Annotated in this window: 24 protein-coding genes and 3 tRNA genes; 22 read left to right on the top strand and 5 right to left on the bottom strand. The window is 68.9% G+C overall.

Going from position 1 to position 22,663, the window contains the following annotated elements; genetic code table 11:
• Nucleotides 1-330, top strand: a complete 330-nt coding sequence (locus tag AD72_RS07110; RefSeq protein ID WP_031465605.1) for a winged helix-turn-helix transcriptional regulator — start codon at nt 1-3, stop codon at nt 328-330.
• Nucleotides 331-489: 159 nt separating this feature from the next.
• Here the strand turns inward: AD72_RS07110 and soxR are convergent, their stop codons facing one another.
• Nucleotides 490-945, bottom strand: a complete 456-nt coding sequence (gene soxR, locus AD72_RS07105) for a redox-sensitive transcriptional activator SoxR (RefSeq protein WP_031465604.1) — start codon at nt 943-945, stop codon at nt 490-492.
• Nucleotides 946-1,074: 129 nt separating this feature from the next.
• Between soxR and AD72_RS07100 the strand changes: the two genes are divergently transcribed.
• From AD72_RS07100 to AD72_RS07070, 7 genes are all read left to right on the top strand, one after another.
• Nucleotides 1,075-1,596, top strand: a complete 522-nt coding sequence (locus tag AD72_RS07100) for an NADPH-dependent FMN reductase (protein ID WP_031465603.1) — start codon at nt 1,075-1,077, stop codon at nt 1,594-1,596.
• Between the two features lie 24 nt (nt 1,597-1,620).
• Entirely contained in the window at nt 1,621-2,265 is a 645-nt protein-coding gene (locus AD72_RS07095) for a class I SAM-dependent methyltransferase (RefSeq protein ID WP_031465602.1), read from the top strand.
• 19 nt (nt 2,266-2,284) lie between these two features.
• Nucleotides 2,285-3,907 carry an acyl-CoA dehydrogenase family protein gene (locus tag AD72_RS07090; RefSeq protein WP_031465601.1) on the top strand — a complete coding sequence of 541 codons (1,623 nt, stop codon included), beginning with the start codon at nt 2,285-2,287 and terminating at the stop codon, nt 3,905-3,907.
• A gap of 154 nt (nt 3,908-4,061) precedes the next feature.
• Nucleotides 4,062-4,310, top strand: a complete 249-nt coding sequence (locus AD72_RS07085) for a S1 RNA-binding domain-containing protein (protein ID WP_031465600.1) — start codon at nt 4,062-4,064, stop codon at nt 4,308-4,310.
• Between the two features lie 285 nt (nt 4,311-4,595).
• A complete protein-coding gene (locus tag AD72_RS07080; protein WP_197284895.1) occupies nt 4,596-5,462 on the top strand; it encodes an AAA family ATPase in 867 nt (288 codons plus the stop codon).
• Nucleotides 5,459-6,784, top strand: coding sequence for a vWA domain-containing protein (locus AD72_RS07075; RefSeq protein WP_031465598.1), 1,326 nt, complete (start codon nt 5,459-5,461; stop codon nt 6,782-6,784). Before AD72_RS07080 ends, AD72_RS07075 begins: the two co-directional genes overlap by 4 nt.
• Before the next feature lie 191 nt (nt 6,785-6,975).
• Nucleotides 6,976-7,491, top strand: a complete 516-nt coding sequence (locus AD72_RS07070; RefSeq protein WP_031465597.1) for a GNAT family N-acetyltransferase — start codon at nt 6,976-6,978, stop codon at nt 7,489-7,491.
• Nucleotides 7,492-7,529: 38 nt separating this feature from the next.
• On the opposite strand, the gene AD72_RS07065 is transcribed toward AD72_RS07070, so the two are convergent.
• Together AD72_RS07065 and AD72_RS07060 are read right to left on the bottom strand one after the other, a co-directional pair.
• Nucleotides 7,530-7,988: an SRPBCC family protein gene (locus AD72_RS07065; protein WP_051898138.1), complete on the bottom strand. Its 459-nt coding sequence runs from the start codon at nt 7,986-7,988 to the stop codon at nt 7,530-7,532.
• A 73-nt stretch (nt 7,989-8,061) separates the two neighbouring features.
• Nucleotides 8,062-10,023: a glycoside hydrolase family 31 protein gene (locus AD72_RS07060; protein WP_031465595.1), complete on the bottom strand. Its 1,962-nt coding sequence runs from the start codon at nt 10,021-10,023 to the stop codon at nt 8,062-8,064.
• A 109-nt stretch (nt 10,024-10,132) separates the two neighbouring features.
• Here AD72_RS07060 and AD72_RS07055 point away from each other — a divergent pair, with 109 nt between their 5' ends.
• The 9 genes from AD72_RS07055 to AD72_RS07015 all read left to right on the top strand — a co-directional run bounded on the left by AD72_RS07055 (nt 10,133) and on the right by AD72_RS07015 (nt 17,478).
• A complete protein-coding gene (locus AD72_RS07055) occupies nt 10,133-11,527 on the top strand; it encodes an FAD-binding oxidoreductase (RefSeq protein ID WP_051898135.1) in 1,395 nt (464 codons plus the stop codon).
• A 128-nt stretch (nt 11,528-11,655) separates the two neighbouring features.
• Nucleotides 11,656-14,232, top strand: coding sequence for a putative bifunctional diguanylate cyclase/phosphodiesterase (locus AD72_RS07050; protein WP_037345081.1), 2,577 nt, complete (start codon nt 11,656-11,658; stop codon nt 14,230-14,232).
• 67 nt (nt 14,233-14,299) lie between these two features.
• Nucleotides 14,300-14,372 (top strand) — tRNA-Thr (locus tag AD72_RS07045).
• Between the two features lie 170 nt (nt 14,373-14,542).
• Nucleotides 14,543-14,615, top strand: a tRNA-Met gene (locus AD72_RS07040).
• Nucleotides 14,616-14,657: 42 nt separating this feature from the next.
• A complete protein-coding gene (rpmG, locus tag AD72_RS07035; RefSeq protein WP_031465592.1) occupies nt 14,658-14,825 on the top strand; it encodes a 50S ribosomal protein L33 in 168 nt (55 codons plus the stop codon).
• 25 nt (nt 14,826-14,850) lie between these two features.
• On the top strand, nt 14,851-15,300 hold the full coding sequence (locus AD72_RS07030) for an FAS1-like dehydratase domain-containing protein (RefSeq protein ID WP_031465591.1): 450 nt from the start codon (nt 14,851-14,853) through the stop codon (nt 15,298-15,300).
• Complete coding sequence (locus AD72_RS07025; RefSeq protein WP_031465590.1) at nt 15,297-15,704, top strand: MaoC family dehydratase; 408 nt, start codon at nt 15,297-15,299, stop codon at nt 15,702-15,704. Before AD72_RS07030 ends, AD72_RS07025 begins: the two co-directional genes overlap by 4 nt.
• Nucleotides 15,697-16,413 carry an SDR family oxidoreductase gene (locus tag AD72_RS07020; RefSeq protein ID WP_031465589.1) on the top strand — a complete coding sequence of 239 codons (717 nt, stop codon included), beginning with the start codon at nt 15,697-15,699 and terminating at the stop codon, nt 16,411-16,413. The genes AD72_RS07025 and AD72_RS07020 overlap by 8 nt, the downstream gene beginning before the upstream one ends.
• 165 nt (nt 16,414-16,578) lie before the next feature.
• Nucleotides 16,579-17,478 (top strand): DMT family transporter, encoded by a 900-nt coding sequence (locus tag AD72_RS07015; protein WP_037345102.1) that lies wholly within the window; start codon nt 16,579-16,581, stop codon nt 17,476-17,478.
• Between the two features lie 9 nt (nt 17,479-17,487).
• Here the strand turns inward: AD72_RS07015 and AD72_RS07010 are convergent, their stop codons facing one another.
• A complete protein-coding gene (locus tag AD72_RS07010; RefSeq protein WP_031465587.1) occupies nt 17,488-18,453 on the bottom strand; it encodes a helix-turn-helix transcriptional regulator in 966 nt (321 codons plus the stop codon).
• Nucleotides 18,454-18,565: 112 nt separating this feature from the next.
• Between AD72_RS07010 and AD72_RS07005 the strand changes: the two genes are divergently transcribed.
• On the top strand, nt 18,566-18,970 hold the full coding sequence (locus tag AD72_RS07005; protein WP_031465586.1) for a VOC family protein: 405 nt from the start codon (nt 18,566-18,568) through the stop codon (nt 18,968-18,970).
• A gap of 10 nt (nt 18,971-18,980) precedes the next feature.
• Here the strand turns inward: AD72_RS07005 and AD72_RS07000 are convergent, their stop codons facing one another.
• Nucleotides 18,981-20,207 (bottom strand): pyridoxal phosphate-dependent aminotransferase, encoded by a 1,227-nt coding sequence (locus tag AD72_RS07000; RefSeq protein WP_031465585.1) that lies wholly within the window; start codon nt 20,205-20,207, stop codon nt 18,981-18,983.
• Between the two features lie 149 nt (nt 20,208-20,356).
• On the opposite strand from AD72_RS07000, the gene AD72_RS06995 reads away from it, so the two are divergent.
• The 4 genes from AD72_RS06995 (at nt 20,357) to rplA (ending at nt 22,631) form a co-directional block, all read left to right on the top strand.
• Nucleotides 20,357-20,429, top strand: a tRNA-Trp gene (locus AD72_RS06995).
• Between the two features lie 54 nt (nt 20,430-20,483).
• Nucleotides 20,484-20,942, top strand: a complete 459-nt coding sequence (gene secE, locus AD72_RS06990; protein WP_031465584.1) for a preprotein translocase subunit SecE — start codon at nt 20,484-20,486, stop codon at nt 20,940-20,942.
• A gap of 39 nt (nt 20,943-20,981) precedes the next feature.
• Entirely contained in the window at nt 20,982-21,821 is an 840-nt protein-coding gene (nusG, locus tag AD72_RS06985) for a transcription termination/antitermination protein NusG (protein ID WP_031465583.1), read from the top strand.
• Between the two features lie 90 nt (nt 21,822-21,911).
• Nucleotides 21,912-22,631 (top strand): 50S ribosomal protein L1, encoded by a 720-nt coding sequence (gene rplA / locus AD72_RS06980; RefSeq protein ID WP_031465582.1) that lies wholly within the window; start codon nt 21,912-21,914, stop codon nt 22,629-22,631.
• Nucleotides 22,632-22,663 lie beyond the last annotated feature (32 nt).

Genomic DNA, 22,663 nt, shown 5'->3' with positions numbered 1-22,663 from the left:
ATGGCGACGCCGCAGCCAGGCAAGCCGGTACGCGGATCGACGACCGGCCGCCCGCTCATGGCCGCACTGGATCTGTTCGGCCGCCGCTGGGCGCTGCGCATCATCTGGGAACTGCGCGAGGGTGAGCTCGGCTTCCGGCCCTTGCAGGCGCGCTGTGACGGGATGTCCTCGAGCGTGCTGCGTCAGCGGCTCACCGAACTGCTCGAGGCCGGGCTGATCCATCAGCTGCCGGACAGCCGCTACCGGCTCACCGAGCTCGGCGATGGGGCCTATCAGGCGCTGTCCCCGCTCGTGGACTGGGCGGACCGCTGGGCGCGGTCCCTGGATTAGAGTTCGTTGCATAATGACCTCCGTCGCGAGCGGGGATCAGATCGGATGCATCGCAAGGCGGAGGATTGAGCCATAGCGGCAGCTATGGTGATTGACGACAACGCAGCGAGGCGCCGATCTGGCCCCGCGCAGCAGGTGGCGTCATTGTGCAATGAGCTCTTAGTTCTCCAGCAGCCGGCGCGGACCCGGTCCGTGTTCGGCGAGGGTGTCGTAGGGATTGGCGAGCTTGCAGCTGCCGATGGAAAGGCAGCCGCAGCCGATACATTCGGTGAACTCGTCGCGCAGCTGCTGCAGCCGGTGAATGCGCTCGTCGATCTCGTTCTGGTACAGGCGGGTGACGCGTTTCCAGTCGGCGCGCGAGGGAGCGTGGTCGTTGGGCAGCTGGGAAAGGTACTCGGCGATGCTGGCCAGCGGCACCCCGACGCGCTGGGCGATGCGGATGAACGCGATGCGGCGCAGGGTTTCCCGGGGATAGCGGCGCTGGTTTCCGGAGGTCCGCCTGCTGTGGATCAGATTCTGCCGCTCGTAGAAATGCAGCGCGGAGATCGCCACCCCACTGCGTTCGGAGACCTGGCCGACACTGAGTTCCTTGGCGTCCCACGGAACCTGGTTCATCCGGCTCCCTCCTTCCTGAATAATACTTGAGGTTAGCCGATCGAACCCGATGACGCCAAAACATTGACCTGAACCTTTATTAAGGTTTTATCGTTCGCTGCGACAAGGTCGAGATCAAGGAGTGCAGTCATGGAAACGTATCGGCTCGCCGTACTGATCGGCAGTGTGCGCGAGGGCAGGTTCGGCCCGGTCGTGGCGCGGTGGTTCGCGCAGCGGGCGGACGCGCGCCCGGAGGTGGAGCTGGACCTGATCGATCTGGCCTCGGGGCCCGTGCTCGCGGAGCGCATCGATGCCGCCGATGCTGTCGTGGTGGTCACCCCGGAGTACAACCACGCCTATCCGGGTCCGCTCAAGGACGCGATCGACGCGGTTTTCGCGCCCTGGCATGCGAAACCGGTCGGCTTCGTCAGCTATGGCGGTATCTCGGGCGGGCTGCGCGCGGTCGAGGGGCTGCGGCTGGTGTTCGCCGAGTTGCACGCGATGACCGTCCGCGATTCGGTGAGCATCGCGGACGTCTACGCGCAGTTCGACGCGGACGGTTCACCGGTGGAGCCGAAACCGCTCGAGGAAGCCGCCGAGGTGATGCTCGACCGGCTCGCCTGGTGGGCGTTCACGCTGCGTGATGGCCGCGAATTGAGGGAGTTCAGCTAGGTTACTGTCTGGTAGGGTCGGCCTATGCGCGATGCAGGGCTGAACGAGCGGATATTCAGCGCCGTTTACCCCATCGTGCTCGGCGCCGCGGAACGCGCCGGTCAGGGCCGGATCCGCGAGCAGCTCATCGGCCAGGCGAGCGGGCGGACGCTGGAGATCGGCGCCGGGAACGGGTTCAACCTGCCCTACTATCCGGCCGCGGTCAGCGAACTGACCGTCTCGGAGCCGAGCGCGCCGATGCGCAAGCGATTGCAGCGCAGGCTCGCGGCCGACCCGCCGGCGGCGGCCGCATGGCGGATCCTGGACTCCAGCGCCGAGGAGCTGCCCTTCGCGGACGGTGCGTTCGACACGATCGTCGCCAGCTATGTGCTCTGCACGGTCCCGGATCCGCGTGCGGCGCTCGCCGAGTTCGCCAGGGTGCTCGCGCCGGGTGGCAGGTACCTGTTCCTGGAACACGTGCACGCGGGACCGGGCACGCTGCTCGGTCACCTGCAGGACGCCGTCGAGCGCCCGCACCGGTTCTTCGGCGCGGGCTGTCATCCGAACCGGCGCACCGAGCGGTTGCTCTTCGATTCCCCGCTGACGGTGGAACTTCTCGAACACGGCAGGATGCCGCTCGGTATGCCGACCGTGCGCCCCATCATTCTCGGCACGGCGTGCCGGGACTGACTTCGCCCAGGAGGTAACCATGCCCGCGACACACGAGGTGACCAACCAGGCCCCGCCGCTGCAGGGCCACGACGTGGCCGCGTACCGGCCGCTGCTCGACGGGCTGCGGGCGAACGGGGCCGGATGGGCGCAGGACGCGCTGCACGAACTGGGCACCCTCGCCGGGAGCGCGCGGGCCCAGGAATGGGGCCGGGTCGCGGAAAAGGTACCGCCGGTGCTGCACACGCACGACCGCTACGGGCACCGTATCGACGAGGTCGAGTACCACCCGTACTACCACGAGTTGATGGACGTCTCGGTGCGCCATGGCCTGCACGCCGCGCCATGGCGAGAGGAGAAACCCGGCGCGCACGTGGCCCGCTCGGCGAAGATGTTCGTGTGGTGCCAGGCCGATGCCGGGCACCTGTGCCCGATCTCCATGACCTACGCCGCCATTCCCGCGCTGCGCACCGAACCGGAGCTGGCGGCGCTGTACGAGCCGCTGCTCGGCAATCCGGTCTACGAACCGGAACTGCGGGCGCCGCTGGAGAAATCCGCGCTGATCGCCGGGATGTCGATGACCGAGAAACAGGGCGGCTCGGATGTACGGGCGAACACCACGAAGGCGGTGCCCAATGCGGACGGGAGTTTCGCGCTCACCGGGCACAAGTGGTTCACCTCCGCGCCGAACTCGGATGTGTTCCTCACCCTCGCCGTGGCACCGGGCGGGCTGAGCTGTTTCCTGGTACCGAAAATCCTGCCGGACGGCAGCCGTAACACCGTGCATCTGCAGCGGCTCAAGGACAAGCTGGGCAACAAGTCCAACGCCTCCTCGGAGATCGAGTACGACAACGCGCTCGGCTGGCCGATCGGGGAACAGGGCCGCGGGGTGGCCACCATCATCAAGATGGTGAACATGACCCGGCTGGACTGCCTGACCTGTTCGGCCTCGGCGATGCGGCTCGGGCTCTCCCAGGCGCTGCATCACGCGCAGCACCGCAGCGCCTTCGGCGGCCTGCTCATCGACGCTCCGCTGATGCGCAATGTGCTCGCGGACCTGGCGGTCGAGGCGGAGGCCGCGACCCTGGTGACGATGCGGCTCGCGGGAGCGGTGGACCGGGCCGGTGCCGATGAACACGAGGCCGAGCTGCGCCGGATCGGGATCGCGATCAGCAAGTACTGGGTGTGCAAGCGCGCTCCGGTGCACGCGGGCGAGGCCCTGGAATGCCTGGGCGGCAACGGTTATGTCGAGGAATCCGGAATGCCGCGGCTGTACCGGGAGGCCCCGCTGACCTCGATCTGGGAAGGCTCCGGGAACGTGGCCGCGCTCGATGCCCTGCGTGCCATGGCCCGCCAGCCCGCGACCGTGGAGGCGTATTTCGCCGAGGTGGAAAAGGCCTCCGGAGTGGATGCGCGGCTGGACGACGCGATCGCCCTGCTGCGCAAGGAACTCTCCGATTTCGAGGACGTGGAGTACCGGGCGCGCCGGGTCGTGGAACTGATGGCGCTCGTGCTGCAGGGCGCCGAACTGCACCGCACCGGAGATGCCGCGGTCGCGGACGCGTTCTGCGCGACCCGGCTCGGCGGCGACTGGGGCGGCGCCTTCGGCACGCTGCCGACCGCGGCGGACACCGAAGCGATTCTCGCCCGCGCGGCCATCTGAGTTGTGCTAGCCTCGCTTTTCGTGATTACCGGGTCGGCCATGAGCCACACACGGATTGGATTCCCGGTCACTACGTGACCGCGGCGCGGGCGAGAGGCCCGCCGCACCTCCTTTTCGCGCATTCGATGCACGACATGCGAAAGGAGGTGAATACATGTCCCACTCGAATGATGCCGAGCAAGCGTGGCGGGAATTCCTGGCCGCGAACGAGGTCGGTTCGGTGCTGGACGCGACCGTGGCCTCGGTCGTCCCGTTCGGCGCTTTCCTCGAGATCGCACCGGGAGTGCACGGTTTGCTGCACGCGGTCGAGTCCGATACCGAATCGGTCCCCGGCCAGCGGCGCCGGGTACGGATTCTGGCGATCGATGCCGAGCAGCAGCGCTGTAGCCTCGCCCCGGCGTGAGTGACGGGCCGGGTGGGGGCAGAAAGCGGCTGCCCCCACCCGGCCCGTCCAGCGTACTGCGGTCCGGATCACTGTGTTTACCGCCCGGATGCGCCTAGAGTGCGTCCGAGGACCCTCGTCCGTCGCGAGCGGGAGTCAGATCGGATGCATCGCAAGGCGGAGGATTGAGCCATAGCGGCAGCTATGGTGATTGACGACAACGCCGCGAGGCGCCGATATGGCCCCGCGCAGCAGGACATGGGGTTCTCGGACGTGCTCTAGTTACAGGGAACAGCATCCGTGGAGGTGGCAGTGGCTTTGTTCGCTTCGGTCGACGAGGTCTCGGCGCGGCTCGCCGAGACCGGATACCTGGCCTCCGCCGAGGTGGCCACGGCGGTGTTCCTCGCCGACCGGCTCGGGAAACCACTGCTGATCGAGGGGCCCGCCGGGGTGGGCAAGACCGAGCTGGCGAAGGCGGTCAGCGCGGCGAGCGCGGCCGAGCTCATCCGGCTGCAGTGTTATGAGGGCATCGACGAGGCGCGGGCGCTGTACGAGTGGAACCACGCGAAACAGCTGCTGCGGATCACCGCGGGGCGCGGGGAGAGCTGGGAACAGGCCCGCGCCGATGTGTTCGGCGAGGAATTCCTGCTTCCCCGCCCGCTGCTGTCCGCGATCCGCAGCGAACACCAGACGGTGCTGCTGATCGACGAGACGGACAAGGCCGATCTCGAGGTGGAGGGGCTGCTGCTCGAGGTACTCAGCGATTTCCAGGTCACCGTGCCGGAGCTGGGCACGATCAGCGCCCGGCACGTGCCCTTCGTGGTGCTCACCTCGAACGGCACGCGGGAACTGTCCGAGGCGTTGCGCCGCCGTTGTCTCTTCCTGCACCTGGATTTCCCGGACGAGGAACTGGAACGGCGGATCCTGCGCTCCCGGGTGCCCGCACTGGAGGAAAGCCTCGCCGCCGCGGTTGTCGAGGTGATCAATGCCTTGCGCGGTATGGGATTGCGCAAACCGCCTTCGGTTTCGGAGACCGTGGACTGGGCGCGCACCCTGCTCGAACTCGGCGCGCGCACCCTCGACGAGTCCGTGGTCGCGGACAGCATGGGGGTATTGCTCAAGCACCGCACCGATATCGAGATCGCGCACGAGAAACTGCAGCTGCCCGGATGAGTACCGATACCCGGCTCGTGGAGTTCGTCCGGGCCCTGCGCGAACACGGCATCACCGCGGGGCCGAGTGAGACGATCGATGCGGGCCGGGTACTCGAAGTGCTCGGGCTGGCCGACCGGGAACGGATGCGGGCCGGTCTCGCGGCCGCGCTGCTGCGCCGTGGTGGCCAGCGCACGGTGTTCGATCAGGTCTTCGATCTGTACTTCCCGCTGGGGATCGGGGCCCCGGACGCGCAGGCGGAATCCCTTGCGGAGTACCGGGAACAGCTCGCCGAAGCATTGGCCTCCGGCGATGCGGGCGAGCTCACCGAGGCCGCCCGCTCCGGGGTGGAACTGTTCGGCGCGGTGGACTCGGACGGCGGGTTCTCCGCGCACCGGACACTCGAGGCGATCCAGCCGCAGACCCTGGTCGCGCAGGTCGCCGAGGCCGTGGCCTCCGGGGGATTCGCCGAACGGCTTGCCAGGGACACCGCGCGCAGGCGGGTGGCCGAATTCCGCGAACGGGTGCGTACCGAGGCACGCAGGCGCATCGCGGAATCCCGTGGGCGGGAACGCATTCACCGGCACGCGGTGACGCCCTCGGCCGAATCGGCCGAACTGCTCGCGCTCAACGCGGAACGGCTCGCCGCGCTGCGCCGCACCATCGGGCCGCTCGGGCGCAAGCTCGCCACCCGGCTCGCGGCCCGGCGCACCCACGCCCGGCGCGGGGAGATCGATCTGCGCCGCACCCTGCGCCGCTCGCTGTCCACCGGCGGGGTCCCGATGCGGCCCGCCTACCGGAAACCGCGCCCGAGCAGGCCGGAAATCGTGCTGCTCTGCGATATGTCCGGCTCGGTCGCCAATTTCGCCACGTTCACCCTGCTGCTCGTGCAGGCGATGCGCGACCAGTTCTCCCGGGTGCGGATCTTCGCGTTCGTGGACAAGACCTGGGAGGTCACCGAACTGTTCGAGGCAACGGATCCGGATCCGGCGCGGATCGCCGAGCGGGTGCGGGCCAGGGTCGCCCCGGTCGCCTCGCTCGCGCACAGCGATTACGGGCGGGCGCTCGGTACCTTCCTGGACTGGTACGGGGACGCGATCTCGCCGAAGACCTCGGTGCTCGTGCTCGGTGATGCCCGCACCAACTACGGTTCGCCGAACGTGGCCGACTACGGCGCGATCGTGGCGACCGCGCGCGCGGTGCACTGGCTCAATCCGGAAGCCGAATCCCGTTGGGACACCGGCGATTCGGCCGCCGGCGCCTATCGCGCGCTCGCCCCGATGCACGAGTGCAGCACGATCGCCGCGCTGACCGAGCTCGTCGGCCGGATACTTCCGGTCTGAAATTCCCTTGCCGACTGCGGTATATTCGTACTGTTCGTGTCGAAACGTATCGGAGGTGGGGTTGATGACCGCGCGCACTGCCGTCGCGGGGCGAGGCTTCGGCTCCACGGCCCGGCCGGCGGCCTGACTCACAGGTCCATCTGCGCCGTGTAGGCGGCGCTCACACGAACACGTAAGGAATTCTTTCCCTCATGGCAATTCGTCATACCTGGACCACGCGCGCCGAGACGAGCGCCGACATCCCGGTGATCCGGGAGATCGATCTGGCGGCCTTCGACACCGCGGAGGAGGCCGAGCTGGTCGATGCGCTGCGGGCGGACCCGGCGTGGATCGACGGGCTGTCGCTGATCGCGGACGATCAGGACGGCAATCCGGCCGGGCACGCCCTGCTGACCCGCTGTCACATCGGGGATGTCCCGGCGTTGTGTCTCGGACCGGTGGCCGTGTGGCCCGCGCAGCAGAACACCGGTGCCGGAAGCGCGGCGATCCGGGCCGCGCTGTCCGCGGCCGCCGAGTCCGGTGAACGCTTCGTCACCGTGCTCGGGCACCCGAACTACTACCCGCGGTTCGGATTCACCCGCGCGGCGACACACGGGATCGGTATCCCGATCGAGGTTCCGGAAGAGTCGCTGATGGCGCTCTCCCTGGACGAGCGGTTCCCGCTGCCGAGCGGGACCATCCGGTACGCGGCACCGTTCGGTATCTGAGCCGGATCACCGTGCAGGGCCCGCGCCCTGCACGGTGCTCACCGGGCCTGTTCGTCCAGGTAGCGGATCAGCTTGCCGTGGAAGGTGCCGATCAGCTGGCGGAACGCCGCGCGGATGAGCGGACCCGAGGCGGGAATCAGTTCCTCGAACTGGATCTGCCAGCGCACATCCGTGCCGCCATCGGATTCGGTGAAGGTGAGCTCGCCCGCGTAATTGCGCATCGGCGCAGGAGTCGCGAGCGTGTACCCGATCCGCCGGTGCGGTTCGAAGGCGGTGATCCGCTCCTTGATCGGGAGCGGACCGCCGGGGAAGGCACCCATGGCGCGCACGGCGCCGACCCCGCGCTCGTCCGGGCTGCCCGTGCGGGTGAGTTTGGTGGCTCGCACGACCGGTTTGCCCCACTTGGTCCAATCCTCCGCGTTCGCCACCGCGTCGAAGGCCGCCTGCTGCGAGGCCTTGGTGTGCGCGGTGAATTCGAAGGAGAACAGGTCGGCCATTGGTCACCTCGCGGGGTCGGTTCCGTACCTCTCCCATCTCATACCGTCGGTATGCGAGCCGTCAACTCCTCGCTCACCCGCCGAGCGTACGCATCAGTCCGGCAGCCCCTTCGGCGCCGACCCGGACGAACATCGGGGTGACTCCGGACGGGACCGGGTAGTCGTGCAGTGTCCGTCCACCGGGCACGAAGCGGTGCCGGTTCGGGTCGTACCAGAGTCCGCGCGGCAGCACGACGTCCCGGTGGTCGCCCTTGGTGATCATCGGCGCGGCGAGCAGCGCGGGACCGAGCATCCACTCATCGTCGATCGTGTCGAAGCGGTGATCCTTGGCGAAGTCGAAGAACACCGGCCGCATGATCGGGCTCCCGTCCCGTACCGCGCGATCGACCTGCGCCTGGATGTAGGGGGCGATCTTCTCGTGCAGGCGCACCGCTTTCGCGTACTCCTTCGCGGTCTCCGGCGGGTATTGCACCGGCTTCCCGGTCGTAGTGTCCACAGTGGACACCGGCGAGGTCGAGGAGTACATGAGCGGCATCAGCGCGGCCGCCTGGGCCCAGCGCACGAGCAGATCCCCGGATGGCGGCGGCAGGCTGTTCGAACCGCCGATCATGTCGGTCTCCACGAAGGGGTAACCGTTGGTGGAGATCGCCATCGAACGGCGCAGCGTGGTGCGCAGCCCGTCCCAGCTCGCATCCGCATCCACCGCACGGGTGACGAAACCGTAGCGCTGGTTTCCCCAGTGGGTGCGGATTCCCGCGCCCTGCTGGTCGAACTCATCGGTCATGTCCGCGCCGATGCGCTGATAGTCGCGCGGGGTCAGATTGTTCGAGGTGGCGCAGGAGTCATCGAAGAACCGCGTATCGAACTTGAAACCGTCCACGCCGTAGTCGTGCATGAGTTTGCGCAGATTGCCGGTGTACCAGTCGCGCGCCTTCTTGTTGGCGAGGTCGATGATCCCGGCCTTGCCGTTCCACCATTTCACCGTGCACGCCTTGCCCGGATCATCCTTGGCGCGCACCAGATAACCGTGATCGCGGGCGTAGGCGTAGTTCTTCGAATCCAGGTTGACCCAGAAGGTGGTCCACAGCCCGAACTTGTACCCCATGCCGTGGATCTGGTCGACCATCTTTTTCGGATCCGGGAAGGTACGCGAATCGAAGGTCATGTTGCCGTAGTTGGACTCCCATTTGTCGTCCAGCTGAATGGTGTGCCCGTCGACCTTGGCCGCGCGCAGCTGCTTGGTCCAGTCGAGCACCTTGCGCTGATCGATGTCCCGGTAGTACTGCGCCCAGGAATTCCACAGCGGTTTCGCGTACTCGAACGGTTTCGCATCGGATTTCTCCGGCTTGCCGACCTCGCGCAGATAGGCGTCGTAGACCGCGCGCCGATTCTTCTCCAGGAAAACCGTGCTGGTGAAATCCTTGGTGTTGGTGACCGTGAGATCACCGCGGCCGTTCGCGAACTTCACCCGCATCGGCTGCGGGGTGCGCACGTAGACCCCGACCGATTTCGAGGTGTACCAGTACGGTTCCTGCATGACATAGCTCGACGGGGAGAAGTCCTGCTCGTCGACCTTCCCCGCGGAGTACGGATACGGCTGCGCGGTCCCCTCGCTGGTCTCCCCGCCCCCGTACCAGTGCCCGGAGGGGGCGAGCTCGAAGTGGGTTCCCCGCTCGCCGACTCCCGCGCCGGGCACCGACCAGGTGAGCTCCACCCGGTCGGACTTCGGCGTGATGTCCAGCCGGACCGTCTTGCCCGCGGTGGAGTCCGCCTCGGCGAGGATGTGCCCGTTCTCCCGGTGCGCCGAACGCACCCGGGTGGCCACCGCGCCGTTGTCGAAGGTGAACGCGTCCCGCGCGGTGCGCAGTACCGGTTCGCCGTGCCGGGAGACGGTGAGCCCGAGTCGTTCCGGGGTGATCCGCAGCTGGTAACCGGCGAATCCGTAGACGAATCCGCCCGGGCTCGCCGAGGCGGGCAGTGCGGTGGCGGCCAGTAGCGCGGCGAGCGCGCAACAGACCAGGGACCAGCGTCGCATCACGACCTCCGGTTCTGCATAAAGATGATCGGTTCGGCAGTGAATCGGTCAGAAACAAACAAACCCTGCCGGGTGTGGCGCTGTCAAGGGTTCGGCGCAGACTCGAGCCGTGACCGAACCATCGACCGAACCCGGAAGCGACCGGCTCCGCGCCGCGCTGCGCCAGGTGCTCCCCGCGGACCGCATCCTCACCGACCCCGACACGATCCGGCGCTATTGCCACGATGAGGCCGAGTGGGCCCCGCACGGGCAACCGCTCGCGGTGGTGCGCCCGCGCACGGCCGAACAGGCCCAGACCGTGGTGCGGTTCGCCATCGAGCACCGGGTGCCCGTGGTGCCGCGCGGCGCCGGGACCGGTCTCTCCGGTGGCGCGAACGCGATCGAGGGCGGGCTGGTGCTCGCCTTCGACGCGATGACCGCGATCCGGGAGATCGACCCGGCCGAACGGCTCGCGGTCGTGGAACCCGGCGTGGTCAACGAGGACCTGCGCACCGCCTGCGCGGAACACGGGCTGTGGTACCCGCCGGATCCGGCCAGCGCGCCCTGGTCGACCATCGGCGGCAACGTGGCCACCAACGCGGGCGGGGTGTGCTGCGTGAAGTACGGAGTCACCCGGGACTATGTGCTCGGCATGCAGATCGTGGACGGGCGCGGCGAACTGGTCCGGCTCGGCAGGCGCACCGCGAAAGGCGTCGCCGGATACGACCTGTGCGGGCTGCTGGTCGGTTCGGAGGGCACCCTCGGCGTGCTGACCGAGCTCACCGTGAAGCTGCTGCCCGCGCGGGCACCCGAACGCACCATCGCGGGCTCCTTCGACTCGGTCGTGACCGCGGGCGCGGCCGTGGCCAGGGTCGCCGAGGCCGGGATCGTGCCCTCGGCGCTGGAGCTCGTGGACCGGCACTGCCTGCGCGCGGTGGACGAGTGGAAGAACATGGGCCTCTCGGTGGACGCGGATGTGCTGCTGCTCGGCCGTTCCGATGAGGAGAGCCCGCGGCAGGCCGAGGCGATCCGGGACTGCTTCGAGGCGGCTGGCGCGAACTGGGCCGCGGTGTCCACCGACGAGTACGAGGCCGAGGCGCTGTTCCAGGCGCGGCGACTGGCCTATCCCGCGCTCGAACGGCTCGGACCGGTGCTCACCGAGGACGTGTGCGTGCCCAAGGGGAAGGTGCCCGAGATGCTCGCGCGCATCGAACGGGCGGGCGTCGAGCACGAAACGCACATCGCGAACATCGCGCATGCCGGGGACGGGAACCTGCACCCGCTGTTGATCACCCGGCCTGGGGACGAGGCGGCCAGGGTCCGGGCGCAGGCCGCGTTCGCCGACATCCTCGAGGCCGCGCTCGAACTCGGCGGCACGGTCACCGGGGAGCACGGGGTCGGTCTGCTCAAGGCGCCCGGCCTGCGCGCCGAGCTGAGCGAGCCCGCGCTGGAGATGCATCACCAGGTCAGGACGGCCCTCGATCCGTTCGGCATCCTCAATCCCGGCAAGGTATTCGGTCAGTGATCTATTCACTTCCTCCCGTGCATGGCTATAGGGGCGCCGACATGGGATGATGCCCGCGGAGTTGGGAACCTTGGAGGAATGAGGGATACCGGACGAGGCTCGGGGAGAGGCCGCGTCGGGAGAGGGCGATGGTTCAGCAGCGCGAGTTTTCCGAGCGGGCGGGATGGAGAACTCATGCCGAGCGCGTATACGGACAGGGTTACCGTCGTTACTCGCTGTTCGTGCTCGCTCTCGGAGTTCTCGGCGCGCTGGCCCTGTGGCTCACCACCGAGGTGCACTGGAACACCGGCCAGATCCTGCCCGCGCTGCTGATCACCGCCGGTTTCGTGCTCGCCGAGGCGTGCACGACCGACATCAACGTGGGGCGGATCGACTACACGATCTCGCTGACCGCGGTCCCGATCGCGATCGGCCTGTTCACGCTGCCGTTCCCGATCGTGCTCGCCGCGCACCTGGTCTCCGGGCTGGCCATTCAGCTGGGCCGCAGGGCGTTCACCCACGTCCTCTACAACGCCGGGGTGCTGTGCGTGGAGATCGCGCTGCCGTTCCTGGTGTACCGGCTGCTGTCCCCGGTGCAGTTCCTTCCCAGCTGGGTGGTCGTGGTGCTCGCGGTGCTCGCGTCCTCCCTGGCCAGCACCGGGCTCGGGCTCGGTGCGCTGCAGGCGGTCGGCGCGGGCCTCCGGATGCGCCAGGTGGCCAGTCTCGGCGCGCGCACGGTGGTCGTGGAGATCGTCGCCACCATGCTGACCGTCGCCTTCTACGGAGTGGTCCGCGAGGTGGCCTGGGGCTGGCTGTTCGTGGCGCTGCTCGCGGGGGCCATGCTCGCCATGTTCTTCGCCTACGGGCAGCTGTTCCGCGAGCAACGCGATCTCGGCGCGCTGGCCAACATCAGCCTCGAGGTGGCGCGCAGACGCGGGGCAGGACCCGGGCCGTTCGAGGAGGACGGCCGCCAGGAGATCGACGCGCAGTGGGCCCGGGTCGGCGAGCAGATCCGCGACCAGATCGGCGCCGACCGCATCGTGCTGCACCTGGTCGAGGACGACAACGAGGCGGTGCGCACCGTGATCGCCGGGCGCGCCCTTCCCGAAGGCTGCCAACCGGAGGAGTTCTGGCGGGAGGACCCACTGCTGCAGCTGCCCGGTACCGAGGTGCGCTACCACCGCCGCCGCGACGCCGCCGAGGAAGTCGCGGCCGCGCTGCGCGGCAGGGGCGCACACGAGGCGCTGGTGGTGCCGCTGCGCAACTCGGCCCGGCTGCTCGGCGCGGTCGAGGCGCACGACAAGGCCAGCAGGTGGCGCGGGTTCGGCAGGGCCGACATCCGGTTGCTGCGCACCATCGCCAACCACCTGTCCACGGCGACCGACAACCAGCGGCTGGTCGCGCGGCTGCGGCACGACGCGTACCACGATCCGCAGACCGGGCTGCTCAACCGGCCCGGATTCCTCGCGGCCGCCGGGGAACAGGTCGGCGAGGGCGCGATCGTGCTGCGTGCCGATCTGGACGTGCTCTCCGGGGTCTCGGACGCGCTCGGCCAGGTGTGGGGGGACCGGATGGTGGTCACCGCCGGCCAGCGGCTGCGCGATCAGCTCGGCCAGGAGGTACCGCTTGCCCGGATCGAGGGCGGCCAGTTCGCGGTGCTGCTGGACGGTTCGCGGCCACCCGAGGAGATCGCCGAACGGCTGCGTTCCGCGCTCACCGCGACCTACACCTTCGGCAAGCTCTCCGTGGAAGCCGAGGCCTACCTCGGATTCGCCAGGGTCCTCGAATCCTCCGGCGAGGAGACCGATGTCACCACGCTGCTGCAGCGCGCGGATGTCGCCCTGCGTACCGCGCGCAGCAGCGCCGAATCGGTCCGGGAACACTCGCCGAGCATGGGCAGCGTCTTCCTGCGCCGCTTCCAGCTGGTCACCCAGTTCCGCCAGGCCGTGGACCGCGGTGAAGTGCTCGCCTACTACCAGCCGAAGGTGGCGCTCGGCAGTAAGCAGCTGCTCGGCTTCGAGGCGCTGGTGCGCTGGCGGCACCCGGAGTTCGGCCAGCTCTCCCCGGACGAGTTCGTGCCCGCGGTGGAGGCAACCGGGCTCATCGACGTGCTCACCGCCTTCGTCAGCGAGGAAGCGATCAAGCGCATCCGCACCTGGCTGGACAACGGGCTGCGGATGGGTGTCTCGGTCAACCTCGCGGTGCGCAGCCTCGGTGACGACACCCTCCCCGACCAGGTGGCCGAGGCACTGGAACGGCACGGGGTGCCCGCCGAACTGCTCACCTTCGAGATCACCGAGTCCGGCGTGATGGCCAACCCGGAGCGCGCGCTTCCGGTGCTGCGGCGGCTGCACGCGCTCGGTGTGGTGCTCGCGCTCGACGACTTCGGCACCGGGTACTCCTCGCTCGCCTATCTGCGCCAGCTCCCGGTGGACGAGGTGAAGATCGACAAGAGCTTCGTGCAGGGCATGGGGACCGACCTCGGGGACCTCGCCGTGGTGCGCTCCATCGTGGAACTCGGGCACTCCCTCGGCCTGCACGTGGTCGCCGAGGGCGTGGAGGACGACCTGTCCAGGGAAGCCCTGCTCGGCATGGACTGCGACGTGGCCCAGGGCTACCTGATCTCCCGCCCGCTTCCGGAGGACAAGCTCGAGCCGTGGATCCGCGCACGCACCCTGCGCGAGCCCGGCGAATGCGGCGCTGCCCGGCTCACCCTGCTTTCCTGACCCCCGCTGCACGAGCCCCGGAACGCCCATGTAGTCTTTTGGAGGCTCGCGGGCAAGCGGCGAGCACGCCCCTTTAGCTCAGTCGGCAGAGCGTCTCCATGGTAAGGAGAAGGTCTACGGTTCGATTCCGTAAAGGGGCTCGATAGTGGGCGATGTATGCCCACGGATTGCGTGGGCCTTGCCGTCTCGCTGACAACTGTGGGGGCGCAGCCCCCACGCCCCGGCCCGAGGGGACTTCGTCCCCCGGACCCCCTGGGTGGGTGGTCGAGTCGGGTTCAGCGGGTAAGCTGGGCAGGGTTCAGGCTCGCTTGGCGGTGTAGCTCAGTTGGCAGAGCAAACGGCTCATAATCGTTGTGTCGCCGGTTCAAGTCCGGCCACCGCTACTGAACCGACCCGATAGGCACAGAAGACGAAAGGCTTGACCCGTGGCTGCCTCTACCGACGTGCGACCGAAGATCACGATGGCGTGCGAGGAGTGCAAGCACCGCAACTACATCACCAAGAAGAACCGGCGCAACGACCCGGACCGTCTTGAGATGAAGAAGTTCTGCCCGAACTGCGGCGCGCACCGTACGCACAAAGAGACTCGCTGAGACTCACTGACGAGGAAGACGCGCGGTGGCGCTCGACCCGAACTTCATCGGCAGGCATTACCCGGCGACCGAGACCTACGAGGTCGGCCGGGAGAAGATCGCCGAGTTCGCTGCGGCGATCGGGGACACCAACCCGATCTACCTGGACCCCGCCGCGGCGGTGGCTGCCGGGCACCCGGATGTGATCGCCCCGCCGACCTTCCTCACGATCGTAAACCTGCGCGCGATCAACGTGATCGTCGGCGACCCGGAACTCGGGCTCGACTACGGGCGCATGGTGCACGGCGATCAGAGCTTCGATCACCGGCGCCCGGTACACGCAGGCGACCGGATCGCGGTCAGCGTGACGATCGAGGACATCATGGCCCGCGCGGGCAACGACTTCATCACCATGCGCGCCGAGGTGCACGCCGAGGACTCCGAACTCGTGTGCGTGTGCCGCGCGCAACTCGTGGTGCGGGGTGACGAGGCATGACTACCGTGACGAAGGGCGATGAGCTCGGCCCGCTCGAGGTCACCGTCACCCGCGAGAACCTGGTGCGCTACGCGGGTGCCTCGCTCGACTTCAACCCCATCCACTGGAACGAGCGGTTCGCGAAAGAGGTCGGGCTCCCCGACGTGATCGCGCACGGCATGCTCACCATGGCCCTCGCCGGCCGCCTGGTCACCGACTGGGCAGGAGATCCGGGCAAGGTCCTCGAGTACGGGGTTCGGTTCACCAGGCCGGTCCCGGTTCCCGACGACGGCAGCGGCGCCACCGTGACCTTCACCGGCAAGGTCAGCGAGGTGAGCGAAGGCGTGGCCAAGGTGCTGATCACCGCCAAATGCCAGGGCCAGACCGTGCTCGGCAAGGCCGTGGCCAAGGTCGCCGTTGACTGAACCGGTCGCCGTCGTCACCGGTGCCTCCCGGGGAATCGGCGCGGCCACCGCACGCATCCTCGCCGGGACCGGCTACCACGTGGTGGTCAACTACACGGCCGACGAAGCGGGCGCGCGCTCGGTCGCCGGGGAGATCGGCGGCACGGCGCTGCGCGCCGACGTCGCGGACCCCGGACAAGTCGACGCCCTGTTCGCCGAGGCCGCCGACCTCGGCCCGCTGACCGCACTGGTCAACAACGCGGGCATCACCGGAAATCACATCGGCCCGCTGCACACCCACGAACCCGAGGTCGTGCGCCGGATGCTCGAGGTCAACGTGACCGGGGTGTTCCTGTGCTGCCGCGCCGCACTGCCCAGGATGAACGGCGGGGCCATCGTGAACGTCTCCTCGACCGCGGCGTTCCGCGGATCCCCCGGCGAATGGGTGCCCTACGCGGCGAGCAAGGCCGCGGTCAACACCATGACCACCGGACTGGCCGCCGAGGTCGCCGACCGCGGCATCCGGGTGAACGCCGTCGCGGCCGGGCTCGTGGAAACCGGGCTGCACGCCGCGGCCGGGGAACCGGGCCGGATCGAGCGGGTCGCCCCCAGGATTCCCATGGGCCGCGCGGGAACCCCCGAGGAGATCGCCGAATCCATCGCCTGGCTGCTCTCCCCGGCCGCCTCCTTCGTCACCGGCGCCGTCCTCCCGGTGAGCGGCGGCTTCTAGGCCGTTCTCGATAGGATGCGGCCCGTGAACTCCTACTGGCGCGTCGTCCTTCCACCACCGGCTGCCTGATCCGGCAGCCGTTTTTCGCCGACCCGGTGAGTCCGGGTACGGCCATCGTGTGCTGCCGACTCCCGGGTCATTGCAGCGGCGATTCAAGGGATGGACATGTCAGTACAGGAGTATCGATCCGGGCCGGCCACGACCAGGGGCGCGGTGTTCGTGCTCGGCGCGGCCGGTCTCTGGGGGACAACGGGAACGGCGGCCAGTTTCGCGCCACGGGCCGCATCGGGGGTGTCGATCGGCGCGGCGACCATGGGGATCGGTGGCCTCGTGCTGCTCGCCCTCGCCGGGCGCACGGCGTTGCGACCGCTGCGGGCCGGGCGGACCTCGGTGGTCACCGCGCTGCTCGGGGCGGCGAACGCGGCGATCTATCCGCTCGCCTTCTACAGCTCGATGAGCCTCGCCGGGGTCGCGGTGGGCACCGTGGTGACCATCGGATCCTCCCCGGTGTTCGCGGCCCTGCTCGAACGGTTCCTGGACGGCGCCCGCCTGGACCGGACCTGGCTGCTGGCCACCGCGATCAGCGCGATCGGGGTGGCCGCGCTCGTGCTCGGCGGGGAAGGGCCCGGCGCGGGCACCCAACCGGTGCTCGGGGTGCTGCTCGGGCTGGTGAGCGGGGCGAGCTACGCGGGGTACACATTCGCGGCCGGGCGATTGATCGGCGCCGGGCACTCCTCGCGGGCCGTGGTCGGGCTGTTGTTCGGGCTCGGCACGGTCGTGCTCATCCCGGTGTTCGTGGCGACCGGCGCGCCCCTGCTGCGTGGCAGTGGGCTCGTGGTGACCGCCTATCTGGCCCTGGTGCCGATGTCGGTGGCCTACGTGCTCTACGGGGCCGGTTTGCGGCAGCTGCGGGTGACCGCGGTCGCCACGCTCACTCTGTTCGAGCCCGTGGTGGCCGCCGTGCTCAGCGTGTTCGTGGTGGGTGAGCGGCTCGGCGCGCTCGCCTGGGTCGGCGCCGCGCTGATCGGGATCGGGCTCGCGCTCACCACCCTGCGCGGCCGCTGAAACCCGGGATCAGGCCCCGGCGTGCTCGGCGAGCCGACCGGCCAGTGCCCGCACCAGTTCGCGGAGGGCATCGGGGCCTTCGATCACGAACGGCCGGTCGAGCGCGGCGAGCAGGGGCGGTAGCCACTCCAGCCGTTGTGCCCGGATCCGGGCCCGCACCCAGGACGGGCCCGGATCCAGTTCTTCCAGGGTGGCGATGGACGGCGGGAAAACGGCACGGATCTGTTCCGGTGTCGCCTGGATCCGCACGGATACCTCGTACCGGTGCGGTGCCTCGGCGATCGACGTGAGCACCCGCTGGGCCGGATCGAATCCCTCAGGCACCGCGAACGTTCCCGCGCGCAGCCCGACGCTGCTGATCCGGTCGACGCGGAAGGTGCGCACCTGCTCGCTCGCGGAGTCGAAACCGGTCAGATACCACCGGCCGGAGTGGGTCACGATCCCGTAGGGATGGACGACGCGTTCGCTGGCGCCGCCGTGCCCGGCGAGATAGCCGAGGTCGACCGGGCGGCGATCCCGGGCTGCCTCCGCCACGGTGAGCAGGACCTCGGCCTCCGCGGTGCGCGCCGCGCTGGCGGGTGCGGTGAAGTCGGCGATCTCCAGCAGCGCGTCGAGCCTGCGGCCGAGCGCTTCGGGCAGCACCCGGCGGACCTTCGCGACCGCGCTCTCGGCCGCCGCGGCCGAGGTGCTGAGCAGCCCGGCGCGCCGCCCCGCGACCAGGCCGAGCAGCACGGCGAGCGCCTCCTCGTCGGTGAGCATCAGCGGAGGCATCCGGTAACCGGGGGAAAGGCGATACCCGCCGTACCGCCCGCGTACCGAGCGGACCGGGATGTCCAGATCGAGGAGGTGCGCGATGTAGCGGCGCACGGTGCGCTCGTCCACGTCCAGCCGCCGGGCGAGCTCGGCGATGGTCCAGGTGCCCCCGCGCTGCAGGATCTCCAGCACGGCCAGTACGCGGGCGATCGGCCGAGTCACGGGCGGAAGTTTCTCAATACCGGGCGGATCCTGTCCAGTATTGCTTCTAGCGTGGCGGATGTCCACGGAGGGACGGATGCAGAACCGCCCTCCAGTACCGAAGGGATCCACCGTGCAGCTTGCTTCTGTCCGCGTCATCACCAACGACGTCGACCGGCTCGTGCAGTTCTACGAGCAGGTGACCGGTATCCAGGCGCGGCGGCCCGCCGAGCAGTTCGCCGAGTTCGTCGGCCAGTCGTGCACCTTGGCCATCGGCAGCGCCGAGACAATGACGCTGTTCAGCGCCGGGGCGGCCGTGCCCGAATCGAACCGGACCGCGATCCTCGAATTCCTCGTCGAGGACGTCGACCGCGAATTCGAGCGGCTGACCAGCCTGGACCTCGCCCCCGAGATCGTGCAGCAGCCGACCACGATGCCGTGGGGGAACCGCTCCCTGCTGTTCCGCGACCCCGACGGCAACCTGGTCAACTACTTCACCCCGGTCAGTGACGAGGCCCGCGCACGGCTCGCCCACTGACCGCGCGAAGCTACTCGGCTTCCCGGAGGAATTCACCCATGCGCCGCACGCCGGTGACCATGTCCTCGGCGTCGAGCGCGTAGGAGAGCCGGAAGTAGCCGGGCGTACCGAAGGCCTCGCCCGGCACCACGGCGACCTCGGCGTGCTCGAGCACCAGGGCGGCGAGCTCGACCGAGTTCTGCGGGCGCTGGCCGCGCAGCTCCTTGCCGATCAGGCCCTTGACGCTCGGGTACGCGTAGAAGGCGCCCTGCGGGGTAGGGCACTCCACGCCGGGGATGTCATTGAGCAGCGGCACGATCTCGCGGCGGCGCGCGTCGAAGGCGGCGTGCATCTCGTGCACCGCGTCGAGCGGGCCGGCCACCGCGGCCAGGGCGGCGCGCTGGGCCACGTTGGACACGTTCCCGCACAGGTGCGACTGGAAGTTGGACAGCGCCTTGATGATGTCGTCCGGGCCGATCACCCAGCCGACTCGCCAGCCGGTCATGGCGTAGGTCTTGGCCACCCCGTTGAGCACCAGGGTCCGGTCGGCGATCTCCGGAACGACCACGGGCAGCGAGGGTGCCTCGGCACCGTCGTAGAGCAGGTGCTCGTAGATCTCGTCGGTGACCACCCAGATGTCGTGCTCGGCGGCCCAGCGCCCGATGGCCTCGACCTGCTCGCGCGGGTACACGGCACCGGAGGGGTTCGACGGGGAGTTGAACAGCAGCACCTTGGTACGCGGGGTGCGGGCGGCCTCCAGCTGCTCGACGCTGACCAGGTACCCGGTCGACTCGTCCGCGGTGACCTGCACCGGAACCCCGCCCGCGAGGGTGATCGCCTCCGGGTAGGTGGTCCAGTACGGCGCCGGGAGCAGCACCTCGTCGCCCGGGTCGCAGAGCGCGGCGAAGGCGTTGTACACGGCCTGCTTCCCGCCGTTGGTGACCAGGACCTGGGAGGCCTCGACGGCGTACCCGGAGTCGCGCCGGGTCTTCTCCGCGATCGCCTCGCGCAGTTCGGGAAGCCCCGCCGCGCCGGTGTAGCCGTGGTTGGCGCGCTGCCCGCAGGCCTCGCGCGCGGCCTCGACGATGTAGTCGGGTGTCGGGAAGTCCGGCTGGCCCGCGCCGAATCCGATGACCGGGCGCCCCTGCGCCTTGAGTGCCTTCGCCTTCGCGTCGACGGCGAGGGTCGCGGACTCGGCGATCCCGCCGATGCGCGCGGAGAGACGGGCTGATGCGGGGGCTGATGCGCTTGCGGTCATATCCCGATTCTCGCAGAACCGGGTGGCCGGATTCACACCAGGTCGCGGGGGTGGGGCCGGGATGGCAAACCCGGTCGAGTACCCGGCCGTGGTCGTGCCGTACACTGCAATTCTCGGGTGACCTGATACCCGCGTATCAGGGCGCACGAAGGGGCGTAGCTCAATTGGCAGAGCAGCGGTCTCCAAAACCGCAGGTTGCAGGTTCAAGTCCTGTCGCCCCTGCGCACAACGTTGCCGGACGAACCGAGAAACCCCACTGTCGAGCGGAGGGACGCCGTGACCGAGGACGAAGGCGACGCGGGTCGCGAGCGCGAGAAGCGCGACGACTCCGAAGCGTCCCAGCCGTCCCGTCCGACGACCGCGGCGGATCGCAGGGAACGCCGCCGCGCCGCCGCTCGGGCAGCTGGTGAGACCGGGAAACCGGCGAGGCCGGGTGCGAAGCGCTCCGAACGGGACACCACGCGCCCGGCGGCCAGTGGTGCCACAACCGAAAAGAAGGGGCGCCCTACCCCGACCAGGGACGGCGAGGTCAAGGCGGACAAGCCGTCGGTGTTCAAGCGGCTCGGCCGGTTCCTCCGGGAGGTCGTCGCCGAACTGCGCAAGGTCATCTGGCCGACGCGTAAGCAGATGATCACCTACTTCACGGTCGTGCTGGTGTTCGTCGTCGTGATGACCGCGTTCATCTTCGGCCTCGACTACGGCCTGACGAAGGGCATCTTCTACATCTTCGGTTGAGGCGCTTGGACATATCGATGAAGGGAAGCGAGACCGACCGTGACCGCTGAGAACAGCACAGCCGACGCTGAGGACGTCGTGGACGCCGAAGTGCAGGCGGCGCAGGACGACAGCGCGCCGGTCGAAGCCGATGCGGCGCAGCAGGACGGTGAGCAGGACGCTCCCGAGCAGGACGCTGCCCAAGCCGACCAGGACGAACCGGCCGAAGCCGAGACCGCGGAAGCAGCTCAGGACGAGGCCGCCTCGGACGAGGAGAGCGATCCCGTCGAGGAACTGCGCGCAGCCCTGCGTACCGCGCCCGGCGAGTGGTACGTCGTGCACTCCTACGCGGGCTACGAGAACAAGGTGAAGACCAACCTCGAGACCCGTACCCAGACCCTGGACATGGAGGACTACATCTTCCAGGTCGAGGTGCCGACCGAGGAAGTAACCGAGATCAAGAACGGCCAGCGCAAGCAGGTGCAGCGCAAGGTCCTGCCCGGCTACATCCTGGTGCGCATGGACCTCACCGACGAGTCCTGGTCCGCGGTGCGCAACACCCCCGGTGTCACCGGCTTCATCGGCGCGACCTCGCGCCCCTCCCCGCTGTCGATCAACGAGGTGCTGAAGTTCCTCGCGCCCGCGGTGGAGAAGGAGAAGCCGAAGCAGACCGGCGAGCAGGCGGCCAAGAGCACGGGCACCGAGGCGGCCGCGGCATCGGCCGTCGAGGTCGACTTCGAGGTCGGCGAGTCGGTCACCGTCATGGACGGGCCGTTCGCGACGCTGCCTGCGACGATCAGTGAGATCAACGCGGAGAGCCAGAAGCTCAAGGTGCTCGTGTCGATCTTCGGCCGGGAAACCCCGGTCGAACTGACCTTCAACCAGGTGTCGAAGGTCTAGCGGAACATCCCGCTAAAGAGGAAACCGGAAATTCGTGGGAGGGCCACGCGCTGGCCCGGACCACAGCTGCTTCCTGAAGGAGGAACAGTCATGGCAAAGCGCAGCAAGGCGTACCGCGCCGCGGATGAGCTCATCGACCGCGATCGGCTCTACACCCCGCTCGAGGCGGTGGGTCTCGCCAAGGAAACCTCGAAGATCAAGCAGGACGCCACCGTCGAGGTCGCCATGCGGCTCGGCGTGGACCCGCGCAAGGCGGACCAGATGGTGCGCGGCACGGTCAACCTGCCGAACGGCACGGGTAAGACCGCCCGGGTGATCGTCTTCGCGACCGGCGACAAGGCCGCCGAGGCCGAGGCCGCCGGCGCCGACGTGGTCGGCTCGGACGAGCTGATCGAGCGGATCCAGGGCGGCTGGCTCGAGTTCGACGCCGCGATCGCCACCCCGGACCAGATGGCCAAGGTCGGCCGGATCGCGCGGGTGCTCGGTCCGCGTGGCCTGATGCCGAACCCGAAGACCGGCACCGTGACCCCTGCGGTCACCAAGGCGGTGCAGGACATCAAGGGCGGCAAGATCAACTTCCGGGTGGACAAGCAGGCGAACCTGCACCTGATCATCGGGAAGGCCTCCTTCGAGCCGGAGAAGCTCGTGGAGAACTACGCGGCCGCGCTCGACGAGGTGCTGCGGAACAAGCCCTCGGCGGCGAAGGGCCGTTACCTGAAGAAGGTCACCTTCACCACCACGATGGGCCCGGGTATCCCGGTCGACCCGAACCGCACCCGCAACCTGCTCACCGACGAGGCCTCGGCCTGATCGGTCCGACGTAAGAAAGTCCGGTACCTTCT

Origin of the sequence: Sciscionella sediminilitoris (assembly GCF_000737195.2) — a bacterium.
GTDB classification, from domain to species: domain Bacteria; phylum Actinomycetota; class Actinomycetes; order Mycobacteriales; family Pseudonocardiaceae; genus Sciscionella; species Sciscionella sediminilitoris.
This window is presented reverse-complemented; position numbering and strand designations above follow the sequence as displayed.

What these genes read in the sequence shown, in the direction of transcription:
- AD72_RS07050 (WP_037345081.1), top strand. Translation starts at nt 11,656, where the DNA reads ATGGTTCAGCAGCGCGAGTTTTCCGAGCGGGCGGGATGGAGAACTCAT.
- AD72_RS07100 (WP_031465603.1), top strand. Translation starts at nt 1,075, where the DNA reads ATGGAAACGTATCGGCTCGCCGTACTGATCGGCAGTGTGCGCGAGGGC.
- AD72_RS07065 (WP_051898138.1), bottom strand. Translation starts at nt 7,988, where the DNA reads ATGGCCGACCTGTTCTCCTTCGAATTCACCGCGCACACCAAGGCCTCG.
- AD72_RS07110 (WP_031465605.1), top strand. Translation starts at nt 1, where the DNA reads ATGGCGACGCCGCAGCCAGGCAAGCCGGTACGCGGATCGACGACCGGC.
- AD72_RS07075 (WP_031465598.1), top strand. Translation starts at nt 5,459, where the DNA reads ATGAGTACCGATACCCGGCTCGTGGAGTTCGTCCGGGCCCTGCGCGAA.
- AD72_RS07095 (WP_031465602.1), top strand. Translation starts at nt 1,621, where the DNA reads ATGCGCGATGCAGGGCTGAACGAGCGGATATTCAGCGCCGTTTACCCC.
- AD72_RS07070 (WP_031465597.1), top strand. Translation starts at nt 6,976, where the DNA reads ATGGCAATTCGTCATACCTGGACCACGCGCGCCGAGACGAGCGCCGAC.
- AD72_RS07085 (WP_031465600.1), top strand. Translation starts at nt 4,062, where the DNA reads ATGTCCCACTCGAATGATGCCGAGCAAGCGTGGCGGGAATTCCTGGCC.
- AD72_RS07000 (WP_031465585.1), bottom strand. Translation starts at nt 20,207, where the DNA reads ATGACCGCAAGCGCATCAGCCCCCGCATCAGCCCGTCTCTCCGCGCGC.
- AD72_RS07090 (WP_031465601.1), top strand. Translation starts at nt 2,285, where the DNA reads ATGCCCGCGACACACGAGGTGACCAACCAGGCCCCGCCGCTGCAGGGC.
- AD72_RS07015 (WP_037345102.1), top strand. Translation starts at nt 16,579, where the DNA reads ATGTCAGTACAGGAGTATCGATCCGGGCCGGCCACGACCAGGGGCGCG.
- rplA (WP_031465582.1), top strand. Translation starts at nt 21,912, where the DNA reads ATGGCAAAGCGCAGCAAGGCGTACCGCGCCGCGGATGAGCTCATCGAC.
- AD72_RS07025 (WP_031465590.1), top strand. Translation starts at nt 15,297, where the DNA reads ATGACTACCGTGACGAAGGGCGATGAGCTCGGCCCGCTCGAGGTCACC.
- soxR (WP_031465604.1), bottom strand. Translation starts at nt 945, where the DNA reads ATGAACCAGGTTCCGTGGGACGCCAAGGAACTCAGTGTCGGCCAGGTC.
- AD72_RS07060 (WP_031465595.1), bottom strand. Translation starts at nt 10,023, where the DNA reads ATGCGACGCTGGTCCCTGGTCTGTTGCGCGCTCGCCGCGCTACTGGCC.